This window comes from Lutimonas sp., assembly GCF_051011215.1.
GTDB lineage: Bacteria > Bacteroidota > Bacteroidia > Flavobacteriales > Flavobacteriaceae > Lutimonas.
The window spans coordinates 1-20,767 of the sequence record NZ_JBPCUJ010000107.1; the positions used below are offsets into that span (position 1 = coordinate 1).

The following is a 20,767-nucleotide window of genomic DNA, read 5'->3' on the forward strand; positions in this document are numbered from 1 at the left end:
GCGCTGCTGTCGACAGCATTCATACTTTCTGAATCAATCACGATTAATTCCAGGTCAGGCCCTTTTTCCTTGGCAAAAGCTTTTATTCGTTCTTTAAAATAGGCAATGTTTGCAAAATATAATTGAGCGTCAAACCTGATAATCAAAATCTCTTTTTGGACGATAAGATCATCAAAGCGACTAATATTTCTGTAGAAATGTGTTCCGGGCACATTTCCTAGTATGGCCATATGCGGCTTTGTAGTTCTGTATATGAGCATGACCAGAGAAAGGATAATTCCGAATAAAATGCCTTCTTTAATACCAATAAATACCGTTACTAATAAGGTGCTATTTAAAATAAGAAGATCTCTTTTACTATAACTTAAAAGGTTTTTAGGCATGGAAAAATCCAAAAGTCCAAAGGCAGCGACCATAATAACAGCCGCCAGTGCTGCTTTCGGTAAAAAGAAAAATGCCGGTGTTAGGAATAACAATGAAAGCCCGATGATCAGCGCGGCAAACAAAGAAGACAACGGAGTTTTTGCCCCGGATTGATCATTCACTGCAGTTCGAGCAAAGCCAGCAGTAGCAGGATAGGTCTGAAAAAAAGATCCAGCCATATTGCTAAAACCAAGCGCTACCAGTTCTTTATTTGCAACCACATTATAACTATTGTGTTTTACTTCGATTGATTTAGCGATTGAAATTGCTTCCATAAAACCGATGAGGCCCAAAGTTAACGCCAATCCGGATAGTTCCTCCATCAATGCCCGGTCAAAGGTTGGGATAACAAAAGAAGGAAGTCCTTGTGGTATTTCACCCAATATCTGAACTCCGTTGTTGCTTAACTGAAACCAATAGACAATTAAAATCGCCAGTACAACAATGACCAAAGAGGCAGGAATTTTTTTACTGATATTTTTTATGACAACAATAATCAGGATCGAGACAATTCCGATCGTAGCAGTAGTCCAATGAATACTTGTAATCTTATCAAAAAGTTCGATTAGTAAAGACTGAATATGATTACTCCTTTCCAATTCGATTCCCAGTAGATTTCCGATTTGATTCATCCCAATAATGACAGCCGAGCCGGATGTAAAGCCGCTAATGACAGGTTTGGACAGGAAATTGACCAAAAATCCCAATCTGAAAATCCCAAATAAGACTTGAAAAAACCCCACCATAAATGCCAATAACACAGCAAGAACAATAAAGTGCTCAGACCCAACACTGGCCAACATACCAATTCCGGATGCCACAATAAGTGAGTCCATCGCAGCCGGTCCTATCGCCAATTGCCTGGAAGTTCCTAAAAAGGCATATACAATCTGAGGTATCATGGCAGTATACAGACCATAAATGGGAGGTAAACCTGCTATTATTGCATAGGCAATTCCCTGAGGAATCAGAATAACACCAATAGTCAAACCGGCAAAAAGATCACTTTTCAACCATTTCTTTTGATATTTTGGCAGCCAATCAAGAATAGGAATATACTCTCTTATATGCATAAATAGTTAGGAATAAGTGGGTTGAGAATTTTTTATGAATTTTGAACTGTAGGGCTTAACATTCGTGAAAGATACGAACTTTACAATTGCTACAAATGTCTTTGTCAAGCTTGCTAAAAATACTGCTGATAGCAGTCGGTTTGTCTTTGTAAAAGTTTTCTTCTCCAATTTCATCCCGAAATCCCCCTTTTTTCAGGATTTGTTGACTTACGATTTTTAAACCACTGAAATAGAGCCCTCCACCTCTTTTCTGCCATTTTTTAGCTTCATAGGAAAGCCATGTTGCACCGGCAAGGTCAATAAAGTTAATACCCTTGGCAACGATTAATACATGTTTCACTTCACCTTTATCATAAAGATTTGAAAAAAATTCAGAAACGACTTCAAGGGCACCAAAGTAGATAGAACCATCTATGCGAACTATTTTTAATTGAGGACATTCTTTTACATCAGGGTCTCTAATAACATTGACAAATCGATGTGTTTTAGTAGTACCCAGAATCGCGATATTAGGTTTGGCAGTTTTTTCCAGATAGAAGAACAGTGATAGTCCGATACCAGAAAATAAGGCTGTCTCTAATTCGAAGAACAAGGCGCCAAAAAGGGTAGTGCCTAGCACAATGAGTTCCCTTCCACTACTTTTAAATACTTGTTTAATATGGTGAAAATCGATTAGATTATAACCAACCAAAAGAATGATTCCACCCATGGCTGATTTAGGTAAAAAAGAGGCATAATTGGAGAACAAAAGCAAGACCAGCATTAAAAAGACCGCGGCAAAAATAGCAGACATTGGTGTCTTGGCACCCGCCTGATAATTTACTCCAGATCTTGTAAATGAACCAGAACCCATATAACTTGAAAAGAAACTAGCGACCATATTCGATAATCCCTGTCCTTTAAATTCTTGATTGCCATCAATTCTTTGGTTTGATGCCAAAGCAATAGAACGGGCAATGGCAACTGCTTCGATTAATCCGAGCAGAGCAAGAGTCAGTGCCCCGGTGCTCAATTCTTGTATGTTGGTCAGGGTGAATGCAGGAATGTTAAAAGCAGGTAAGCTAGAAGGAATTTCACCGACATTTTCTATACCATTTGCCTCTCCTCCCAGCAGATAGGCAAGTACACTTCCCAACACCATTGCAATAAGCATATAAAATCTTGAAAGGGGCTTGATAAACTTCTTAATGATTATTGCGACCAACATGGTTCCGATGGCCACTGCAAAAACATACCAATTGGTTTGTTCAATATTAACAATAATTGTTTTTAGAGTTTCATAAAATGAGCTTCCTCTGGGAATCTCTAAACCAAAAACATGTTGAAGCTGTTTAAAGGCAATCAGGACACCGGCGCCTGCGGTAAATCCAATGATCACTGAGTGTGATACAAAATTGACAAGTTTACCCATTCTTGCCAAACCCATGGCAAACTGAATAAGGCCTGCCATAAAAGTGAGGACAAGTGTCAGTGCCACGTAATTTTCCATTTCAGTTGTGGCATCCGCCATTTCACTAACTGTGGCAAAAACTACAATGGAAATGGCAGTTGTAGGACCGGATATCAGATGATAAGAGGATCCAAATAAGGCAGCTATAATTGGGGTAATGATGGCGGTATAAAAGCCATAAACGGGAGGTAAACCTGCGATAATGGCAAAAGCTACGGCCTGAGGAATCACAATGACGGTTCCTGTGATTCCTGCTATCAAGTCATCCTTCCATGATTTCTTTGCCAGTGGCAACCAAACTAAAAATGGAAATATTCGCTGTAGCATTGTTCTAGCTATTGATTAAAAAACGAAGAATACCCATGATAACAATTCCTTTCTACCTGGTACAAAGGAATTGTTATCAAATTATATTCTAGAAGGAACTAATATAGTTCCTGGTAACGATTATTCGTTAAATGTTTTCTTCGTCAAACAGTTTAATCAGTTCTTCGCTGGAAGGTCTTGGTGCGCTTGCACTTACAATGTTCCCTTCCGGATCGATCAAAATAAAACGTGGAATACCATTAATTCTGTAATCTTTTACGAATTCTGTTTGCCATCCTTTGGGTGCAAAAAGTTGAATTCCTCCAAGCTCTTTTTCATGCACCATTTTTTTCCAGTCTTCATTAGCCTTCTCCCAAGAACCACTATGGGATCTGTCATCGTCAATTGACATACTGACAAAAGCTATGTTCTTATCATGATACTCTTTTTCAACCTTTTTCAAAGAAGGAATTTCAGCCTTACAAGGTCCGCACCATGTTGCCCAAACATCAATATAAACATATTTACCTTTTAAATCGGCAAGAGAGGTTTTTTCACCATTATAATTTTCGAAATCTTCAAATGAAGGAGAAGGTGCACCTTTTGGCAACGCCTTTTTCATGGCTATTTCTTCATTGATGTATCTTCTGTAAGAATCAAGCATCGGGTCGATACTTTTCAAACTGCTGTTTACAATGGAAGTATCAATTTTCTTATCTGAATTGTAAAAATCAGTCAGTTCAGTTTTAATAGAGACAAATTTTTCCTCACGATCAATTGAATCCAATAGCAGTAAGGCATCCAAATCTAAAAGCTTCTCCTGTAAGAGAGATTTTGCTGCTAGAAAGTTACTTTGTTCTGCTCCGTTTCCTGCATACTTAATAGTTTCATCAAACATTTTGGTATCCAAAGTAAGATGCAAATCATAACCATTTTTAAGAAAAACGGCGGTTGATTCACCTCCATCATAGAGCGAATAGGTCCCCGATTCGACTTTTAAAGTATCGCTAAATGATCCATCCTCCTTTACGGGAATGGTTTTTGAAAACGTCCTGTTTCTAATCACCACAGAATCACTATTCTTATCAGTAATTTGACCGGAGATTGACACATAATCTTTTGGTTGGTTTTCACAGGATGCAATGGCCACTAAAACCAAGAAATAAATAACTTTTTTCATTTGAATTTTTTAGAATAATTATATGGCCAAATATAAAATATATTCTAGTGTATCGGTTTATTTTTTCTCGTCTTTAACATAATAAACAGATTCATCAGGTTTGAATGCCCTTTTGAACCAAAGAGGCCTTCTTAAGCCATCGGGACCAGGTGCTGGTCTCGTCATGGATAACCATTCTTTATAAATTTCATGTGATTTATTCGTGTCCACAAAAATATCTCCATACTGATCATCTTTTCCTGGCTTTTCGATACGCACACGCTGGTGCCAGGTATGCATACCACTAATCGGATCGGGATGTACCGCATGGGTAATATTTTGATGAACTCCACCGTCTTTCCAAAAGATTCTTTTAGAATCCTTGTCACTGGATTCAAAGGGTTTGATCCCTCTTTTGGTTCTCATAATCCATTTACCACTTTCCTTGTTTTCAATATCTACAGTATTTGTTGCCCATCTGTTTCCGATGGTATCTTGTTCCCGTCTCCATCGTCCGATGTGATGTGAACATGCCACAACTCCGGGTTTCATAGACTGTGTTACCCAGACTTTATCTACAAAATATCCTATATCCGTATTTAACTTCACCAGATCTCCTGTATTAAATCCCCATTTTGCAGCATCCTCTGGATGCATCCAAATAGGATTTCGGTTAGAGATCTCCACCAGCCACTTCGCATTTCCAGATCTGGAATGAATCAAGGTAGGCAATCTAAATGTGGGGACGAGCACATATTCACCTTTTGACTTATCTAATACATCATTGTGAATGTGACTTTTGATATAGGTTGGTGTGCTGTATTCGGGCCAGTTCCAATCTACCATGGTCTGAGAATAGAATTCATTTTTTCTCGATGGGGTTGGAAATCCAACCATGGCTGTTCCATTAATCATCACACCGATGTCTTTTTTGCCTTTTCTGATAACACCTGTCTTTTTATCGATGTCAGCACCTTTCAATTGTGCTTCGCTCAATAATTCTTCATTCTTTTTATATGATTCTCCTTTTTCTATCTCAAAAGCGCCATATTTTGACATGTATTCAAATTCTGTGATGCCTTCTTTTTTTGCAGCTTCGGGCAAGCCTTTGATTCTTTCAAAAATATATTGATAATATTCTTCAATCGTGATTTTTTTTCCAGGTCTGTAGGGCGATTCAAAATGCTTTCGGATACCCATGCTTCCATCCGGATCGATCCTCCAGCTCAATTCTATCCAGAACTCATCTTCTTCCCAAACTTCTCCGGGATTGGCTTCATAAGTGTATTCCACAGGATTCCCGTTTCTTCTGGCCGCTTCTCTTAGCACAGGTTGCCTGAATGCCACCCAGGTTCCTCCATGAGTTGCATAAGAATTAATGTCATGCCGTTCAGGAGCAAGTCCCATTGGAAGGACTAAATCAGCAAAAAAGGCTGTTTCGTTCCAGGTTGGGGTCAGGGCCGTGTGAAGTCCGAATTTGGATTCATCCATAAACATTTCCATCCAGGTAAATCCATCAGGGTAGGTCCAAACAGGATTAAAAACCCGTGAAAAATATACATCCATTTTTCCACGTCCTTCTTTTAAGAAATGAGGAAGTAACTGGCTCATTTCAAAAAAGGCCAAAGGATATTCCTTCGGAAAATGTAATTCGTTCCACTTTTTTTGTGGTTTTGGAGGATTCGGGACTTCGGGTTTAAACTTGTTCCATGAATTTGGAGAAGTTCCACCTTTGCTACCAACGGCACCTGTGAGCACAGTTAAAAAATGTAAACATCTTGCGACCGCCCAGCCTCCAAGGTTTGACGCACCGGCACTTCTCCAGTTATGACTGGCAAATCGTTCCCCAGCTTCGCCAATTTTTACAGCTATTTCCTGTATCATTTCTGCCTTTACACCGGATTCTTTTTCGGCAAATTCTGGAGTAAACTCTTTATACTCCTCAATCATGGCTTCTATATAATTTTCAAAAACAACTTCCTTTTCAGGATGTTTAACTTCCAAATATTCTTGCCAGTTTGTCCAGTTTTCCAGATAGGAACGGTTGTATAATTTCTTTTGTAAAATAATCAATGCCATGGCCAAAAGGACTGCGGCTTCTGTTCCAGGGTAGGAAGGAAGCCAATAATCACTCATAGAAGCCGTATTTGACAAACGAGGATCCATGGTGGCTAATTTGGCACCTTTCATTTTTCCTTCAATAATTCTCTGGGCATGTGGATTGAAATAATGACCCGACTCTAGATGTGCTGAGATTAATAAAATAAATTTTGCCTCAGCATGATCAGGAGATGGTCTGTCATATCCATACCAGATGTTGTATCCAAAACGAGCGCCTGAAGAACAGATGTTGGTATGTGAATTATGTCCGTCAATTCCCCAGGAAGGTAAAACCCAATTCATAAAACCTTCATGACCCGGTCTTCCTACGTGATAGGCAATTTCATTATGTCTTTCTTCTTTAAGAGCTTTTCTGATTCTGTCGGCTATAGTATCCAAAGCTTCGTCCCAGGAAATCCTTTCCCATTCTCCTTCTCCGCGTTTTCCTTTTCTTTTTAAGGGGAATAAGATTCGATCGGGATCTGTTACCTGATTGATTGTAGCAGGACCTTTCGCACAATTCCTACCCCTGCTCCCAGGGTGGTATGGATTTCCCTCAAACTTCTTGATCTCACCTGAACCTTTTTCAATAAAGGCGGTTAACCCGCAGGCACTCTCACAATTAAAACAGGTAGTAGGCACAATTTGGTAGTTATTTTTCTTTTTATTGGGCCATGCCTTTGGATCGTATTCTTCCCAGTTATTCCATTTTTCCGGAGGAGGAAAATTCTCATACATCGCAGCAACTTCTTCATCTGTAAAATGGCGCATGTCAGCATCATGCTTTTGGTACCCTTCCTTATGAAGGTCTGGAATAAGACCAATTTTTTCAGCTAAATTTTCTATAAAGGATGCTTTTTTATAGCCCATATTCGTGATATTAATAGTTAGAGATTTTTACAAATCTTTTAATTTAAATAACTAGGCAAGAGGAATACGTTGCGGCGCCTCAACCCATATTTTTTCGGTGACATATATTCCAATAAGGATGAATACTCCGGCCAAAGCTAATGACATTTGACCTGGTAAGAATTGAATCAAAATTAAGGGTAAAATGTTTCCAAGAATGATCGTTCCTAACCAAAACAAGGTTTTATACCTTTCTTTAAGAATAAGCTGAACTACTTTTTTTGCAGCTTTTGTTGGATGTGTAATGCTCAACTCCGTAATAATTGTCAGTAAATTTACCACCAGTGAAATAGAAATGACAGTGCCTAAAATTTCCATCCATCCTTCAGGTTGCAATACAACGGCCAGTAGGGCAAAAATAGCAGCACCTGCAAGAACACTATGCACAAGCATATGTAAGGGCAAGGTTGGGCTTTGCCAAAAATCACGGCCTTTGGCCTGAGCAAAAAGAAACGCAGTATAGATGGCAAGGATGATACCGAAAACAGCCGTAACAGCTAAAAGGAACTTTTCAGGAATTTCCCATTCAAAGTAGGTAGCTACACCCCATACTGTCATAAGCAGTCCGAAAATTGAGATGGTATAACCACCTTTGACCAGCCATGAATTCCATTGAGGTCTCAACAACACATTCAAAAAACGATCCGGCCGATCGAGATCCATGACAAGAAACAATCCGGTAAGACCTAAAAAGGCCAGGGACACTCCCACAGAAATTAACTTGGTTTCATTAGAAACCTCATAGCCCAGTATCAATGCCAGCAATGGTATCAGGAATGCACCAGCAGCAATCGCTTTGGTAGTTACATAGGTTGACACTTCCCACCCCCATAAAATACCTTTGTCCGGAGTGTCATATACTCTTCTTGCTTTTCCATTTAGCACATCAATATAATTAGGATTTTCAGTTTCTTTCTTTTGATACGCTGCTTCCAATTCATTATCAATACTCATTTGTAAGAGATTAACATCATCATTGTTATGCATCATTTTCTCTGCTGCTTTGGCATAGTGACCCACACCTCGGGCTTGAGAATTCCAAAGTCCAGGACCTGATTTCCCTGTGGTATCCGGATCAAGTGATTGATAATCACCATCGATATAAAATAAATTTGGCTTGGTTCCTTTTTCCGGCTTTCTAACCATTACTTGCTCTCTGGATAGCAACATGGATATTTCCGTGTGAGGATTATCCATATCTCCGGCTATAATGGCATGTTCCGGGCAAACATCAACACAAGCGGGAGCTCTGCCTACTTCCACTCGATGTGCGCAATAGTTGCATTTGGCTGCAGTATTATTATCAGGATCGATGTATAATGCATCATAAGGGCATGCCTGCATGCAGGATTTACAGCCGATACAACGATTATTATCAAAATCTACAATACCATCATCTCGGGTATGCAGGGCCTCTACCGGGCAGATTTCAACACAAGGAGCATCGGTACAATGGTTGCACCTCATCACCGAGAATATCCTTCGGGTATTTGGGAAAACTCCTTTTTCAACTTGTTTTACATATGTTCTGTTGACTCCAACAGGCACATCGTGTTCACTCTTACATGCAGTGGTACACGCATGACAACCGATACATTTTCTGTTGTCAATAATAAATCCGTATTTCATATGCGCAATGGCTTCTATTAGATTGAGTACCTTATTCAGCAAGGATAAAGATCTCTGCCTAATTTTTATGGGAATTGCAGGTACTCTTTCCCAAATTTATGCAATTGCCTAGTTTAGGCTGTAACATTAGTTACTTAATTTACTTTAAAAGATCAATTTAGATTCAGTCTATGATTAATTTTTTCCTATTAAACGTATTGGTTATTTTTGTTAAAAATCAAATATGAAAATCAAGATTTTGTTTTTTGGCATGTCAAAAGATTTGGCTGGAGATAATAATGGCTTTTTGGACATTGAGAAGGACCTTAAAGTAAGCACTTTAAGAACAGTTTTATTTGAAAAATTCCCCTTGTTTTCTCAAATGAACTCCTTTGCCATTGCTGTCAATGAATCCTATGCCGATGAAGAACTTACTTTGGTTGAAAACGATATAGTTGCCATCATTCCTCCTGTAAGCGGAGGCTAGAGAAATATATGGAAGATTCGATAAATATTAAATTGACAGCAGGTGAATTATCACTTCAGGAATGCTATGGATTTGTTGATGACAAGTCTTGTGGAGGCCTATCTATCTTTGTTGGAACTGTTAGAAATCACACAAAAAATAAGGAGGTATTTAAACTCGAGTTTTCAGCGTATGAGCCTATGGCGTTGAAAGAGATGGCTTTGATTGCCAAAGCAGCTATTGACACCTTCAAAGTGACAAAAATTGCCATCCATCATGCCACAGGAACTTTAGGTATAGGTCAGGTTCCAGTTATAATTGCTGTTTCTTCGCCACACAGAGATGCAGCGTTCAAGGCCTGTCAATATGCAATTGATACCCTCAAGGAAACTGTACCAATCTGGAAAAAAGAATTTTTTGAAGATGGAGATGTCTGGGTAAACCCACATCCATGATTATATGATTTCCATTTTCTTTAATAAAAAAGAGGCATTCATATTTGTGCAGATACCATCTTTTAATTTATAGTCAAACGTTAATTCTTCATGTTGAATTTTCGCATCAAAATACTTGTTGTGAATCTGAGGATATTCTTTTTCAATTTCACACAAACTCAGATCATGAGTAGCTATAATTCCAGTAGATCCTGATTTGACTAGTTTCTCAACAAATTTTTTCGAGCCGATGGCCTTGTCTTTACTGTTGGTCCCTTTTAGGATTTCGTCGAGAATGATAAAATACTTTTCATTTTTCATTTGATCAACGATAAACCGTAACCTGACTATTTCTGCATAAAAATAGGAGCTTTCTTCTGCCAAAGAATCTGTGGTTCGCATACTGGTTATTAGTTTAGTAGGCGAATACAACATCGATTTTGCACATACCGGCAAGCCTGAGTTTGACATAATTAGACTTAAAGAAACTGTACGGAGAAAGGTGCTTTTTCCTGCCATATTAGCTCCGGTTATAATCTGGAAATCTTTCTCATCGATCCTAAAGTCATTACAAATTCTGTTTTTTTTATTGAGTAACGGATGACCGAGAAGTTCAGCGTGTATTCCCTGATTCTTTTCATTGATCACAGGGAAAGAATGATCGGGATGGTTGAAAGCATAATTCGATAAAGAGATCTGTGCATCAAAATAGGCAATAACATCAAACCAATGTTCAACTTGATTGTGATAGTCTGCGATCCATTGATCAATTTTTTGGGTTTGGCGCAGGTCCCACAGTAATAGTCCATTACCCAGAATGCCAAAAAGCATGTTATTTCTTTGGTCAAAGGCGTCGAGAATCTTAGAGAAATCTTTAAATATGACAGATGCTTTTTTATTGCTGGTCTTAATAGTATTTTGTTGTGCTACTGCCAATGAAGCATTTATATGCAGATTTTCAATTTCATTTAATAGGGTGTGGTATTGTTTAAAGGTCCGCTTTAATTTTCCGGCATCTGAATACAAATAATTGATTCGCTTGAAATAGGGTAGTATAATTAACAATCCTAAAAAAAACCATCCTATCAGAATATAGAAAGATATTAGTTCAAAAGAAACAAGAATAAGCCATACCAAAGAAACAATGCTAAAGGTGACTGGTAAAAACCGCATGATTTTTGGAAGAAAAGAACGGTAATTATGAATCCATGAGACGATGGTTGTATGATCTACTTCTGTTTTAACCATGTTAGCCAGGGCTAAATAATGCTGTCTGAATTCAGCCATTTCAGATAACTCTTGCACAACTTCTTGTTTTGACACGATGTTATTCACATCGTTGCTGGTCAAAATTTTAGCCAGTAATTTTTTTCCGGCTCTTGTAGATGTCCTATTGATATATTGAAAAAAAGAACCTTTGCCGAACAGGTCTACGTCATTACTGAACGGATGAAGAGGATTTATAAATTCTTCTCCTGTGGCCAGGGTCTGGTAATTTCCGTTTAATGCGTCGAGTTCCACTGCGTTGATTTCAATGAGGTGTTTTGTGAGTCGTTTTTTAGTTTGTAGATTCTGATGTTTGCTAACCAAAAAAACAAAGCTCATGACACCGGCTACCAGTACTCCAATAAATACTTGCATATTAGCATAACTGAAATAACCAACAAAAAGCAAGACAAGAAATAAAACAAGCCTTAAAGCACTGTGCAGGTTTGATTTTTTTCGCAGTAAATCATGCTGAATTTCAAACTTAGATTTCTCTTGTTGATAGAATGTAGATGGTTCAGACATGTGAAAGCAAACAAATTGTTAGAATAGATTTAATAATTCTCGAGACCATGCTTGAGACTGTATACAGTGGCAGACGGGTAGGCCTTTTTAATTTTTTTAACCGCTGCATAACTCGAAATTCCTTTTTGACAAACTACCCCGAGCTCATGCTGCAATAGAGGAGCAACTTTTGCCGCATCAAATTTTGAATTGGTCATGCGAAGATCTATATCAAAGGGATAAGAATAAGAGGAATCTCCAATAACCGACAGGATGTTCATAGAGCCTTTGTCCAGCCTTTTTTTGAATTCGCTGGCATCGATCAGTAAAAGAGGGTCCTGTACCTCACAACCCGGGTCAAAATAATTCTCTTTATTATAAATTTTGGCTATTCGTTCAACCGGGAACTTCGGATTCAGTTTCATTTTATACTGAGAATTATCCATCGCATTATAAATTAGAATCTGATCTGCAAGACCCTTTCCAATTCCGCTTATCAGTTTGATCGTTTCGTTGGATTGCATTAATGCTATAATTCCTACAATCGGATTCAAAGTTCCAATTTCGGAACAATTGGGCACATGCTGTTGAGGCATTTCGGGAAAAGCATCTCTTAAATTGGCTGATCTACCCTTTTTTGTCGGAAGGTTAAAAACTGCTGCATAGCCATCATGTTTATACAAAGAGCCATATACCAATACTTTATTTTTTAAGACACAATAATCGTTTAAGAGGTATTTGGTGGGTAAACTATCAGTACAGTCTAAAATGACAGGGTAGTCCTGAAGTTCCTCATCGATAGAGTTTTTAGCGATAGGTTGATCTGAATAACTGACAGTCACAAAAGGGCTGATGTTTTCTATATGCCTCGCAAGTGATGTCACTTTTGGAGTTCCCACTTCATCCAAGGTGTAAAAGACTTGTCTGTGTAAATTGCTTGTATCGATGGTATCATAATCGATTAAATGAATATGACCCACACCAGAAGCAGCCAGATATACTGCGGCAGTACTTCCTAGTCCGCCACAGCCAACAATAGCCACCTTCGAAGCTAATAATTTCTCTTGCCCCCTTGCACCAAGCTCTGGTAAAGTGGTCTGTCTGATAAACATTTTCTCCTTTGCTTTACTCATGAAGCCACTATTTGTGCAAATCTTTTTTTACGGCGGAAAACTCTTCAGGTGTATTGACATTAGTAATAAATTCATCATCCACTTCTACCAATTTCACATCTGAATTGATAAGCACTTTTCTGGGACATGAAATCCCCTGTGATAAAAACTGGAGCATAATTGGATACGCTTTAGGTTCCCAAATGGTGACCAGTGGTTCAGGAAATTGTTTGCTTTTTCCTTTAATTGCAGTAGCGACTTTACTGGAATCCCTGTGATCCATTAATTGACGAATTAATTTTTCATCAATATAGGGAAGATCTGTAGCAAGCACCAACCATGCTGTATTGGGGTTATGTTGAAAAGCGGAACAGATGGCTCCGAATGGTCCTAAGCCCAAGAATTTATCTTCAATAACATTCTTTTGTTCAATATTTTGTTCTTTTCTGACCGATAAAAATGTTTCTAGATTCAATTTTTCCAGCATCTCAATGGAATATTCTCTTTGCGACTTGCCAAAATAATCTAACAAGCCCTTATCAGTTCCCATTCGGATGCTTTTTCCACCTGCCAGCACCAATCCTTTTAACGCCGCTCTTTTCGTTTGGACGAGCTTTTTAATATGGGCACTAATGTTTTCTAAATCATGAATAGAATAGGCTTTGAGCTCATTGATGGCTGGATATTTTTCCTGTAGAAAAGGGAATAATCGGGAACGATGGTTTAGATTGATCAGAAACGCGATGTTATCCAATTGATCGATCCGCTTGAGCACAGAAGCTTCCTTTTCATCGTCCAATATTAGAATTTGATTTTTCCCAGGGTAATGATTTCCATTTATAAATAGCAGGTCATACGAATTAAACAGGAACTTATCTGTATATGGATTTAATTCATAGTTGCCATGAATGGCGAGATCTCCGCTATGATGAAAGGTATACTCATCAAAAACCGGAGGCTTCGTTTCTTTGCTGTGAGAAGCATCTGCATAAGCAACTTTGAATGAACCGTCTATATTCAAGGAGATTTCACTCACCAATTCTTTAATTATGGAACATTTAGTCCCGACGATCGCTATTTCGAAAGTAGCTTTTTCTCCATAATCGCGTCTACTCAGCTTTGCATGTTTTAGGTGTTTCTTCATGAACTACATCAAAAAAATGTTTAGAAAAATAAATTTTAGCTAAAATACTTAATAAAGATCATTTTAGGAATTTCTAAATGAATCTTTCATTTTAGTGACCTTTATAACATATAATTCTCAATATATTTTCGTAACTTCAAGGGTCAAACAAAGGATTAATAAACCTATTCCCCCAGGTATGAAATCAATCGTAAAAAACTTTGTTTCATGGCATCTTTCCTGTTACAGGTTGACTTGAGTTTTTTTAAGTCAACCAAGCTCGTTTTTTGTTCCGTCGCTTATTTAACTATCTGATAATATATTTGTTGGATTCATATGGGTGCGGTTATATTATCATATCAAGAAAAACCATAAAATATTAAACCATGAAAAAAAACTTAATAGCGCTCTTTGTATGCTGTATATGTATCAGTTTTTCGTCCTGTGATGAGGATGATGTAGTTGGTTTATTACCATCTTTTAAAGTCGATATAAATCAAACTGAGAATATACCGGTATCAATTGAGCAAACGAACGGAGAAAGGCATTCCTTTTCAGAACAAAGTAATTTGACCATTGTGAATAAGGATACAGAAGATTATTTAAATAAAATTGAAAAAGTTGAAATAACAAAATTATCCTATAAGATCATCAATTTTAACGGTGATCCTGTTGGAGATGTTTCAGGTTCTTTTTCTGTTGCCAATGAAGTTTCCCTGCAAAATGATTTTGTAGTAAAAACTGCTGCAGATAATCAGGTTGTTTTTGAAATAACAGAAGTGAATGAGCTAAATCGAATAGCGAATGCACTTAAATCAGGAAAAACGATCGCCATGGAATATGGCGGAACGGCTCTTTGCGATGCAAGTGCCATGAATTTTGTTGTTGAAGTCACGGTCGTGGGAAAAATCACCATTGATCCATAAACAGACTCCAAATAGTGTTTTAGGATGAATTTCATTTATCAGTAAAAAGGCCTACAAAATAAATATTGTAGGCTTTTTTTATTAGGATGGCTTATCGATATCACTTTTGCCCCCGGTTTTCTTCAAAAGTTTGATTTCTTGGATAATCATTTTTTGTGAAATTGCCTTGCACATATCGTATACAGTTAAGGCGGCGACCGAAGCACCTGTAAGGGCCTCCATTTCAACACCGGTTTTTCCTTCCAAATGAACGGCACAGGTGATTCTGATGTTTTCTTCATTAAAAAAATCAATATCAAGATTGATTCCATCCAAAAGTAATGGATGACACATAGGAATAAGTTCCTGGGTTTTTTTTACGGCTTGAATACCTGCAATCACAGCAGTTTGAAATACCGGTCCTTTTTTGGTTTTTATTTCATTTCCCTTTAACAAGGAGATTATTTCTTTGCCCAAATACATTTCTGCCTGAGCAACAGCCTTTCTTTGTGTTATTTTTTTTTCAATAACATTCACCATTTTTGGATTGTTGTTATCGTCGATATGTGAAAATTTACTCAAAATAATGTGTTTTAAAAACGGTATTGAATGATTGGATAAAACTCCCCTTTTTTAAATTCATTTTTATCGGAAGGAAGTTCAATAAAGGCATCATTATCCGATAGATTCGCCAAATCACCGGATCCATTTCCAGCCAGAGGATATGCTAAAAGTACTCCTTTCTTATTTTCAATTTTAACCTGTAAAAAATAGGTCAATTCAGGTTTAAATAAAAAGTCTTCGGCCAAAACAGCAAAAGCCTTGTCTTCTGTTTTTCTATTCAGACTTTTATCCAACCAGGGAACAAAATATTTTAAACAACTTACATAGGCAGAAACAGGATTTCCTGGAAAGGCAAAAATTGTTGTACGTTCTTTTTTACCAAACCAGAAAGGTTTGCCCGGTCTTTGTTTTACCTTGTGAAATAATTTTTGAACGGAAAGATCATCTAAAATTTCGGGTAAAAAATCAAATTTACCTTTGCTTACTGCACCACTGAACATTAAGACATCATACTCTTCCAGCAAGGATTTAATCGTAGCTCTAAGTTTGTTTTTGTCGTCTTTAATATGAAAAAGATCAGGATTTAATTCAAGGCTCCTCAGTGTTGATGCGATTGTATGAACATTGCTTTTACGAATCTGATATGCTTCAGGAATTTCGGAAACATCCACCAATTCATCGCCGGTTGAAATGATTGCTACCTTAGGTAATTTCCCAACTTTTACAGTTGATTTTCCTACAGTAGCCAATACGCCGATTTCCGCCGCAGAAATTACAGTATGGGCAGGAATAAGAATTTGATTTTTTTTTCGATCAAGCCCTTTTTTATGGATGTTTTGAAAATAGTGAACTTCGTTTACCTGAAGCTCCGCACGGCCATTTTCTATTCGGATTAATTCATAGGGAATAATGGTATCTGTTCCTGCAGGCAGCATGGCACCTGTCATCGCTTCAAGGCAATGATCATTTTTTTGCAAGGTTTTTTGCTCGCTGCCGGCCGCCTGTATATTTTCTATTGGGAATGATCTTTTTCCCATTTCGAAAGCCTTATAATTGATGGCGATTCCATCCATACTGACTCTATCAAATGGAGGCATGTCACGATCCGCTTTTATATCTTCTCTTAATACCCTTCCCAGCGAATCTTCCAGAGATACTAATTCTGTTCCAAAGGATTCTGTTGCGTCCAATACTGTTCGGACGGCTTCTTCAACAGGGATTAATGATTTTGAATGTTTCATAAATTCTTCTAACCGCCAATCGTGGACATACTTTCAGAGACATTTTTATTTTTTCTGTTTGCCTCTGCAACAAATCCATTGACCGGCTTCTGTTGTACAGTATCAATAAAAACTTGTTTTAATTCATCGTCGCTGGCACCTTTTCGTATAAAGTCTTTTAGGTTAAATACCCCATCGTCAAAAAGGCAATTCTTAAATAAGCCAGTTGCTGTAATTCTGATGCGGTTACAATCTGTACAGATTGTTCGTGTAAACGCGGGAATAATACCGAAAGTACCCCTGTAATTCGGAACTTTAAAGTTTTTAGAAGTGGAAGTTTTTTCAGATATCAAACTTTCTACACTTGAATAATGGGAGTTAATTTTGGCTAGAATTTTAGTATAATTCCATACCTCCTTAACTTCTCTTAATCCTTTACCATTAAAAGGCATTTCTTCTATAAATCGAACCGATACATGATCATTTTTAGTGAGTTCGATAAAATCAATAATTTCATCAGTATTCACGCCTGACTGTATTACTACGTTTAATTTAAGCTTTAAATTACTATTGAGCAGTTCTTTATAAGTTTCTATGACTTCAGGAAAAACGTCCCTTCTGGTAATGTCGAAAAACTTTTTTCGGTCAAGGCTATCAAGACTAAGGTTTACAGAATGGATGCCCATTTTTTCTAATTGGTCGATGTGTTTAGAAATCAGTGCCCCGTTAGTCGTTATATTAATCTCTTTCAGGTTTTTATTAAATGACATGGACTCAAGAAAATGTATGAAATCTTTTCGAACAAAAGGTTCACCACCTGTTAATCGTACTTTGTCAACTCCCAATTCACTCAAAACCCGCGTAATTCTATACATCTCTTTATAGGTGAGAAGCTCTTGCCTTTTAACGATATCTATGCCATGGGCAGGCATGCAATATTGACAACGCAAATTACACCTGTCTGTAACCGCGAGGCGCAAATAGGTAATCTTTCTACCGTGTTTGTCAATTAATTTCTTCATGCTTTATTTTAGAAGACAGAGGCTAAATTTACGAAAAAGGCCTCAATACAATGCTTTTTGAATTAAAAGAAACGTATAAAAACTCTTTAATGAGGTAGTTTATGTTTTAGCGCATGGTACAGATAGGCTCCAAGGTGAGCGCCAAAAAGCACCACTATGATAGAGACCACACCTTTTCCCAATAAGATATACATAGGTCCGGGACATGACCCGCCCAAGGCCCATCCAAGGCCAAAAATAATACCGCCAATTAAATTTCTTGAGATTCCTTTTTTCTTGGCTTCAACCACAATGGGTGTACCGTATAAGGTTTTAATTTTTTCGTTTTTAAACAAATACATCAAGATAATTCCAATGGCCACAGCAGATCCAATCACACCATACATGTGAAAAGACTGCAGTTTGAACATTTCATAAATTCTAAACCAAGAAATCACTTCTGCTTTACTCAGTGTGATACCAAATAATATTCCTACTAATAAATATTTTATATACTTCATAGATTCCTTGTTTAAAAAATATAGGGTAAAATAAACCATGTCATGATGAGGCCACCGATAAAGAATCCGCCCACGGCAATAAAAGATTCCATGGATAAACTACTCAAACCTACAATACCATGCCCGGAGGTACACCCTCCTGCATATCTGGAACCAAATCCAACCAAAACACCCGCAATCAAAAGAATTAAGAACCCTTTTACACTCATTAAAGCCTCCAAGCTGAAAATTTCATCCGGCAGGTAACTGGCACCAGCATTGTTAATGCCAATATCAGCGAGATCTTGAACCGTTTCAGTATTAATTGCAACGGATTCGTCAGGAGTCAGCCATTGATCAGAGATAAAACCTCCCACAATAAGCCCAAGGACAAATACTAAATTCCATTTGTTTTTTCTCCAATCAAATTTGAAAAAATCAACAAATCTACCTGCACCTCCCATGGCACAAACGGTCTCCAAATTAGATGACACGCCAAATTTCTTGCCAAAGAAATACATGAGAAACATGCAGAAAGCAATTAAGGGTCCTGCAACATACCAGGCCCATGGTTGTAAAATAAAATCCATAATTTAATTCTCTTAATTTGTAAAAATAATTGATAGCTCCTCGAGCCATGTAACATTTGTTACAATTTAAAAATCGATAACTTCAATTTTGTTCCTGAATAATTTAATCCTTCCTTCATTTTCTAACTGTTTTAACAAGCGCGAAACAACAACACGTGAGGTATTTAAATCCACGGCAATTTCTTGATGGGTTGTGGCTAATTCAGTACTTCTCATTATTTGAACCTTATCTGTAAGGTATTTGAATAAGCGCTCATCCATTTTTAAAAACGCCAAGGTGTCAATAGCTTCCAGCATTTCATTCAGTCGTATATCATAACTATCGATTACAAAACTTCGCCAGGAAGCATATTTAATCATCCATTCTTCTAACTTTTGAACTGGAATAAAAATTAACTCAGAATCTTTTTCTGCAATACCCCGTACTTTGCTTTTATGGCTTTGGATACCACTTCCAAAGGTAATCGTACATGTGTCACCTCTTTCCAGGAAATACAATACAATTTCATCACCATTTTTGGTCTCACGACTAATTTTAATGGCACCGGTAAGTATCAAAGGGATATAATGAAAGGTATCTCCAATATCTAACAGTAAATCGTTTTCTTTTACTTTTTTATAAGTACCGGCACTTGCAATTTCATCCAGCAGTTCTTTTTCAAAAACGACACTATAATATTCGTCTAATTTTTCTCTGATCATGTTATATGAGTTTAAAAGTACAATTTATGAATTATCACCTAGTTCTTTTTCAATATAGTCCATAATTATTTCGGTGGCTCCAAGATTCTTTTTGACAAATGACCCTGCAATTTCTCCTTTTTCGGCTCGAATATTCGGATTATTTATCAAATTCGTTAAATGTTCATGTAATTGAATTTCATCTTTAGCCACCATACAGGCCTTTAGTTTGACGAGTTCTTTTGCCTCTTCAAATTTATCATAAATAGGGCCGATCACTAAAGGAACATCAAAAACCGCAGGTTCCAACACATTATGAACGCCCTCTTTGTCAAAACCGCCTCCAACATAAGCTATATCAGCATAACTATAAATTTTTGTCAGGATTCCAACAGTGTCGGCAATATAAACCTTTGTATCGGGAGCTATCGTACCTTCAGAGAATAAGGAAGTTTTTACATCAATACGATTTCTGAGTTTTTGAATTTCTTTGGGATGTATGTTATGAGGAGCAATAATACATCTAAAATTTTCAGTTTGTTTTTTATTTAGAAAATGACTCAGGTATTTTTCATCGATAGGCCAGGTACTTCCTGCCACCAGTACCAATTTCTCTTTAACAAAATTCTCCAGGAAATCCAATCTGTTATCTTGCTGTAATATCCCTAGAACACTCTCAAAACGCGTATCTCCGCTCACAGAGGTGTTTTGGAAACCAATACTGTTCAACAACGATTCGGAACTTTTGTTTTGAAGAAAGAAATGTGAAAATGATTTCAAAGATTCTTTCATCCAAGTACCATATGATTTAAAAAATAGTTGATTTTGCCTGAATATGCCAGACACTAAAATTGTTGGAATCGATTTTTTTTGAAGTTGTTGTAACAGGTTTGGCCATATTTCATATTTCACAAAAATTGCCATGTCAGGATGCAGCAATTCTACGAATTTTTTGGCATTTTGAATGGTATCCAGAGGAAGGTAGACAACAGAATCAACCTTCTCATAATTTTTTCGAACTTCATACCCTGAGGGAGAGAAGAAAGAAAGAACAATTTTAGAGGATGGATAGGATTTTCGTAAGCCTTCTATGATAGGCCTGCCTTGTTCAAATTCACCTAAAGAGGCACAATGTATCCAAATAACATGATTGCTTTTTTTGATGGTTGCTTCCAATCTGGAAAAAGTCTCTTTTCTTCCCTTTACAAATAAGGCTAGTTTTTTATTAAAAACAGCCAATACTTGAAGAATGATTCCAGCTAAGAAAATCGCAAAACTATATAGGTATTTCATTTGTCAGCTAAATTATAAATTTAGTGTAAGAGCGGGTAAAATATTTGTATTTTTGTCTGGCTTAATGCTGAAATAAGAAT

At 37.3% G+C, this 20,767-nt stretch carries 18 protein-coding genes; 3 read left to right on the plus strand and 15 right to left on the minus strand.

Annotated elements, in window-relative coordinates:
- The 5 genes from ACR2MV_RS10010 to ACR2MV_RS10030 form a co-directional block, all read right to left on the minus strand.
- On the minus strand, window positions 1–1,496 hold a 1,496-nt coding region (locus tag ACR2MV_RS10010), incomplete at its 3' end, for a SulP family inorganic anion transporter (protein WP_434021774.1).
- Window positions 1,497–1,551: 55 nt separating this feature from the next.
- Entirely contained in the window at window positions 1,552–3,273 is a 1,722-nt protein-coding gene (locus tag ACR2MV_RS10015) for a SulP family inorganic anion transporter (protein ID WP_434021775.1), read from the minus strand.
- A 127-nt stretch (window positions 3,274–3,400) separates the two neighbouring features.
- Window positions 3,401–4,432: a redoxin family protein gene (locus ACR2MV_RS10020; protein ID WP_434021776.1), complete on the minus strand. Its 1,032-nt coding sequence runs from the start codon at window positions 4,430–4,432 to the stop codon at window positions 3,401–3,403.
- Between the two features lie 57 nt (window positions 4,433–4,489).
- Window positions 4,490–7,381: a molybdopterin-dependent oxidoreductase gene (locus ACR2MV_RS10025; protein WP_434021777.1), complete on the minus strand. Its 2,892-nt coding sequence runs from the start codon at window positions 7,379–7,381 to the stop codon at window positions 4,490–4,492.
- 51 nt (window positions 7,382–7,432) lie between these two features.
- Entirely contained in the window at window positions 7,433–9,091 is a 1,659-nt protein-coding gene (locus tag ACR2MV_RS10030; protein ID WP_434021778.1) for a 4Fe-4S dicluster domain-containing protein, read from the minus strand.
- A 181-nt stretch (window positions 9,092–9,272) separates the two neighbouring features.
- Here ACR2MV_RS10030 and ACR2MV_RS10035 point away from each other — a divergent pair, with 181 nt between their 5' ends.
- On the plus strand, window positions 9,273–9,515 hold the full coding sequence (locus tag ACR2MV_RS10035; protein WP_434021779.1) for a MoaD/ThiS family protein: 243 nt from the start codon (window positions 9,273–9,275) through the stop codon (window positions 9,513–9,515).
- Between the two features lie 8 nt (window positions 9,516–9,523).
- Complete coding sequence (locus tag ACR2MV_RS10040) at window positions 9,524–9,949, plus strand: molybdenum cofactor biosynthesis protein MoaE (RefSeq protein WP_434021780.1); 426 nt, start codon at window positions 9,524–9,526, stop codon at window positions 9,947–9,949.
- Here ACR2MV_RS10040 and ACR2MV_RS10045 read toward each other — a convergent pair whose 3' ends face one another.
- Genes ACR2MV_RS10045 through ACR2MV_RS10055 form a run of 3 tightly spaced genes read right to left on the minus strand, consistent with a single transcriptional unit; the run spans window position 9,950 to window position 13,954 of the window.
- On the minus strand, window positions 9,950–11,719 hold the full coding sequence (locus ACR2MV_RS10045) for a MutS-related protein (protein ID WP_434021781.1): 1,770 nt from the start codon (window positions 11,717–11,719) through the stop codon (window positions 9,950–9,952).
- A gap of 29 nt (window positions 11,720–11,748) precedes the next feature.
- On the minus strand, window positions 11,749–12,831 hold the full coding sequence (locus tag ACR2MV_RS10050; RefSeq protein ID WP_434021782.1) for a HesA/MoeB/ThiF family protein: 1,083 nt from the start codon (window positions 12,829–12,831) through the stop codon (window positions 11,749–11,751).
- Window positions 12,832–12,838: 7 nt separating this feature from the next.
- Window positions 12,839–13,954 carry an NTP transferase domain-containing protein gene (locus ACR2MV_RS10055; RefSeq protein WP_434021783.1) on the minus strand — a complete coding sequence of 372 codons (1,116 nt, stop codon included), beginning with the start codon at window positions 13,952–13,954 and terminating at the stop codon, window positions 12,839–12,841.
- Between the two features lie 365 nt (window positions 13,955–14,319).
- On the opposite strand from ACR2MV_RS10055, the gene ACR2MV_RS10060 reads away from it, so the two are divergent.
- Window positions 14,320–14,859 (plus strand): hypothetical protein, encoded by a 540-nt coding sequence (locus ACR2MV_RS10060; RefSeq protein WP_434021784.1) that lies wholly within the window; start codon window positions 14,320–14,322, stop codon window positions 14,857–14,859.
- A gap of 81 nt (window positions 14,860–14,940) precedes the next feature.
- Here the strand turns inward: ACR2MV_RS10060 and moaC are convergent, their stop codons facing one another.
- The 7 genes from moaC to ACR2MV_RS10095 form a co-directional block, all read right to left on the minus strand.
- A complete protein-coding gene (gene moaC, locus ACR2MV_RS10065; protein ID WP_434021785.1) occupies window positions 14,941–15,420 on the minus strand; it encodes a cyclic pyranopterin monophosphate synthase MoaC in 480 nt (159 codons plus the stop codon).
- Window positions 15,421–15,431: 11 nt separating this feature from the next.
- On the minus strand, window positions 15,432–16,643 hold the full coding sequence (locus ACR2MV_RS10070) for a molybdopterin molybdotransferase MoeA (RefSeq protein WP_434021786.1): 1,212 nt from the start codon (window positions 16,641–16,643) through the stop codon (window positions 15,432–15,434).
- Between the two features lie 8 nt (window positions 16,644–16,651).
- On the minus strand, window positions 16,652–17,644 hold the full coding sequence (gene moaA, locus ACR2MV_RS10075) for a GTP 3',8-cyclase MoaA (protein ID WP_434021787.1): 993 nt from the start codon (window positions 17,642–17,644) through the stop codon (window positions 16,652–16,654).
- Between the two features lie 86 nt (window positions 17,645–17,730).
- Complete coding sequence (locus tag ACR2MV_RS10080) at window positions 17,731–18,144, minus strand: DUF6691 family protein (RefSeq protein WP_434021788.1); 414 nt, start codon at window positions 18,142–18,144, stop codon at window positions 17,731–17,733.
- Window positions 18,145–18,155: 11 nt separating this feature from the next.
- Window positions 18,156–18,713 (minus strand): YeeE/YedE family protein, encoded by a 558-nt coding sequence (locus tag ACR2MV_RS10085; RefSeq protein ID WP_434021789.1) that lies wholly within the window; start codon window positions 18,711–18,713, stop codon window positions 18,156–18,158.
- 66 nt (window positions 18,714–18,779) lie between these two features.
- Complete coding sequence (locus ACR2MV_RS10090) at window positions 18,780–19,415, minus strand: Crp/Fnr family transcriptional regulator (RefSeq protein ID WP_434021790.1); 636 nt, start codon at window positions 19,413–19,415, stop codon at window positions 18,780–18,782.
- 24 nt (window positions 19,416–19,439) lie between these two features.
- Window positions 19,440–20,687 carry a 3-deoxy-D-manno-octulosonic acid transferase gene (locus tag ACR2MV_RS10095; RefSeq protein WP_434021791.1) on the minus strand — a complete coding sequence of 416 codons (1,248 nt, stop codon included), beginning with the start codon at window positions 20,685–20,687 and terminating at the stop codon, window positions 19,440–19,442.
- Window positions 20,688–20,767: the final 80 nt, after the last annotated feature.

Bases quoted from the DNA above. Each gene is read 5' to 3' on its own strand.
- ACR2MV_RS10015 (WP_434021775.1), bottom strand. From the start codon at position 3,273: ATGCTACAGCGAATATTTCCATTTTTAGTTTGGTTGCCACTGGCAAAG.
- ACR2MV_RS10020 (WP_434021776.1), bottom strand. From the start codon at position 4,432: ATGAAAAAAGTTATTTATTTCTTGGTTTTAGTGGCCATTGCATCCTGT.
- ACR2MV_RS10025 (WP_434021777.1), bottom strand. From the start codon at position 7,381: ATGGGCTATAAAAAAGCATCCTTTATAGAAAATTTAGCTGAAAAAATT.
- ACR2MV_RS10035 (WP_434021779.1), top strand. From the start codon at position 9,273: ATGAAAATCAAGATTTTGTTTTTTGGCATGTCAAAAGATTTGGCTGGA.
- ACR2MV_RS10040 (WP_434021780.1), top strand. From the start codon at position 9,524: ATGGAAGATTCGATAAATATTAAATTGACAGCAGGTGAATTATCACTT.
- ACR2MV_RS10045 (WP_434021781.1), bottom strand. From the start codon at position 11,719: ATGTCTGAACCATCTACATTCTATCAACAAGAGAAATCTAAGTTTGAA.
- ACR2MV_RS10050 (WP_434021782.1), bottom strand. From the start codon at position 12,831: ATGAGTAAAGCAAAGGAGAAAATGTTTATCAGACAGACCACTTTACCA.
- ACR2MV_RS10055 (WP_434021783.1), bottom strand. From the start codon at position 13,954: ATGAAGAAACACCTAAAACATGCAAAGCTGAGTAGACGCGATTATGGA.
- ACR2MV_RS10060 (WP_434021784.1), top strand. From the start codon at position 14,320: ATGAAAAAAAACTTAATAGCGCTCTTTGTATGCTGTATATGTATCAGT.
- ACR2MV_RS10070 (WP_434021786.1), bottom strand. From the start codon at position 16,643: ATGAAACATTCAAAATCATTAATCCCTGTTGAAGAAGCCGTCCGAACA.
- moaA (WP_434021787.1), bottom strand. From the start codon at position 17,644: ATGAAGAAATTAATTGACAAACACGGTAGAAAGATTACCTATTTGCGC.
- ACR2MV_RS10080 (WP_434021788.1), bottom strand. From the start codon at position 18,144: ATGAAGTATATAAAATATTTATTAGTAGGAATATTATTTGGTATCACA.
- ACR2MV_RS10085 (WP_434021789.1), bottom strand. From the start codon at position 18,713: ATGGATTTTATTTTACAACCATGGGCCTGGTATGTTGCAGGACCCTTA.
- ACR2MV_RS10090 (WP_434021790.1), bottom strand. From the start codon at position 19,415: ATGATCAGAGAAAAATTAGACGAATATTATAGTGTCGTTTTTGAAAAA.
- ACR2MV_RS10095 (WP_434021791.1), bottom strand. From the start codon at position 20,687: ATGAAATACCTATATAGTTTTGCGATTTTCTTAGCTGGAATCATTCTT.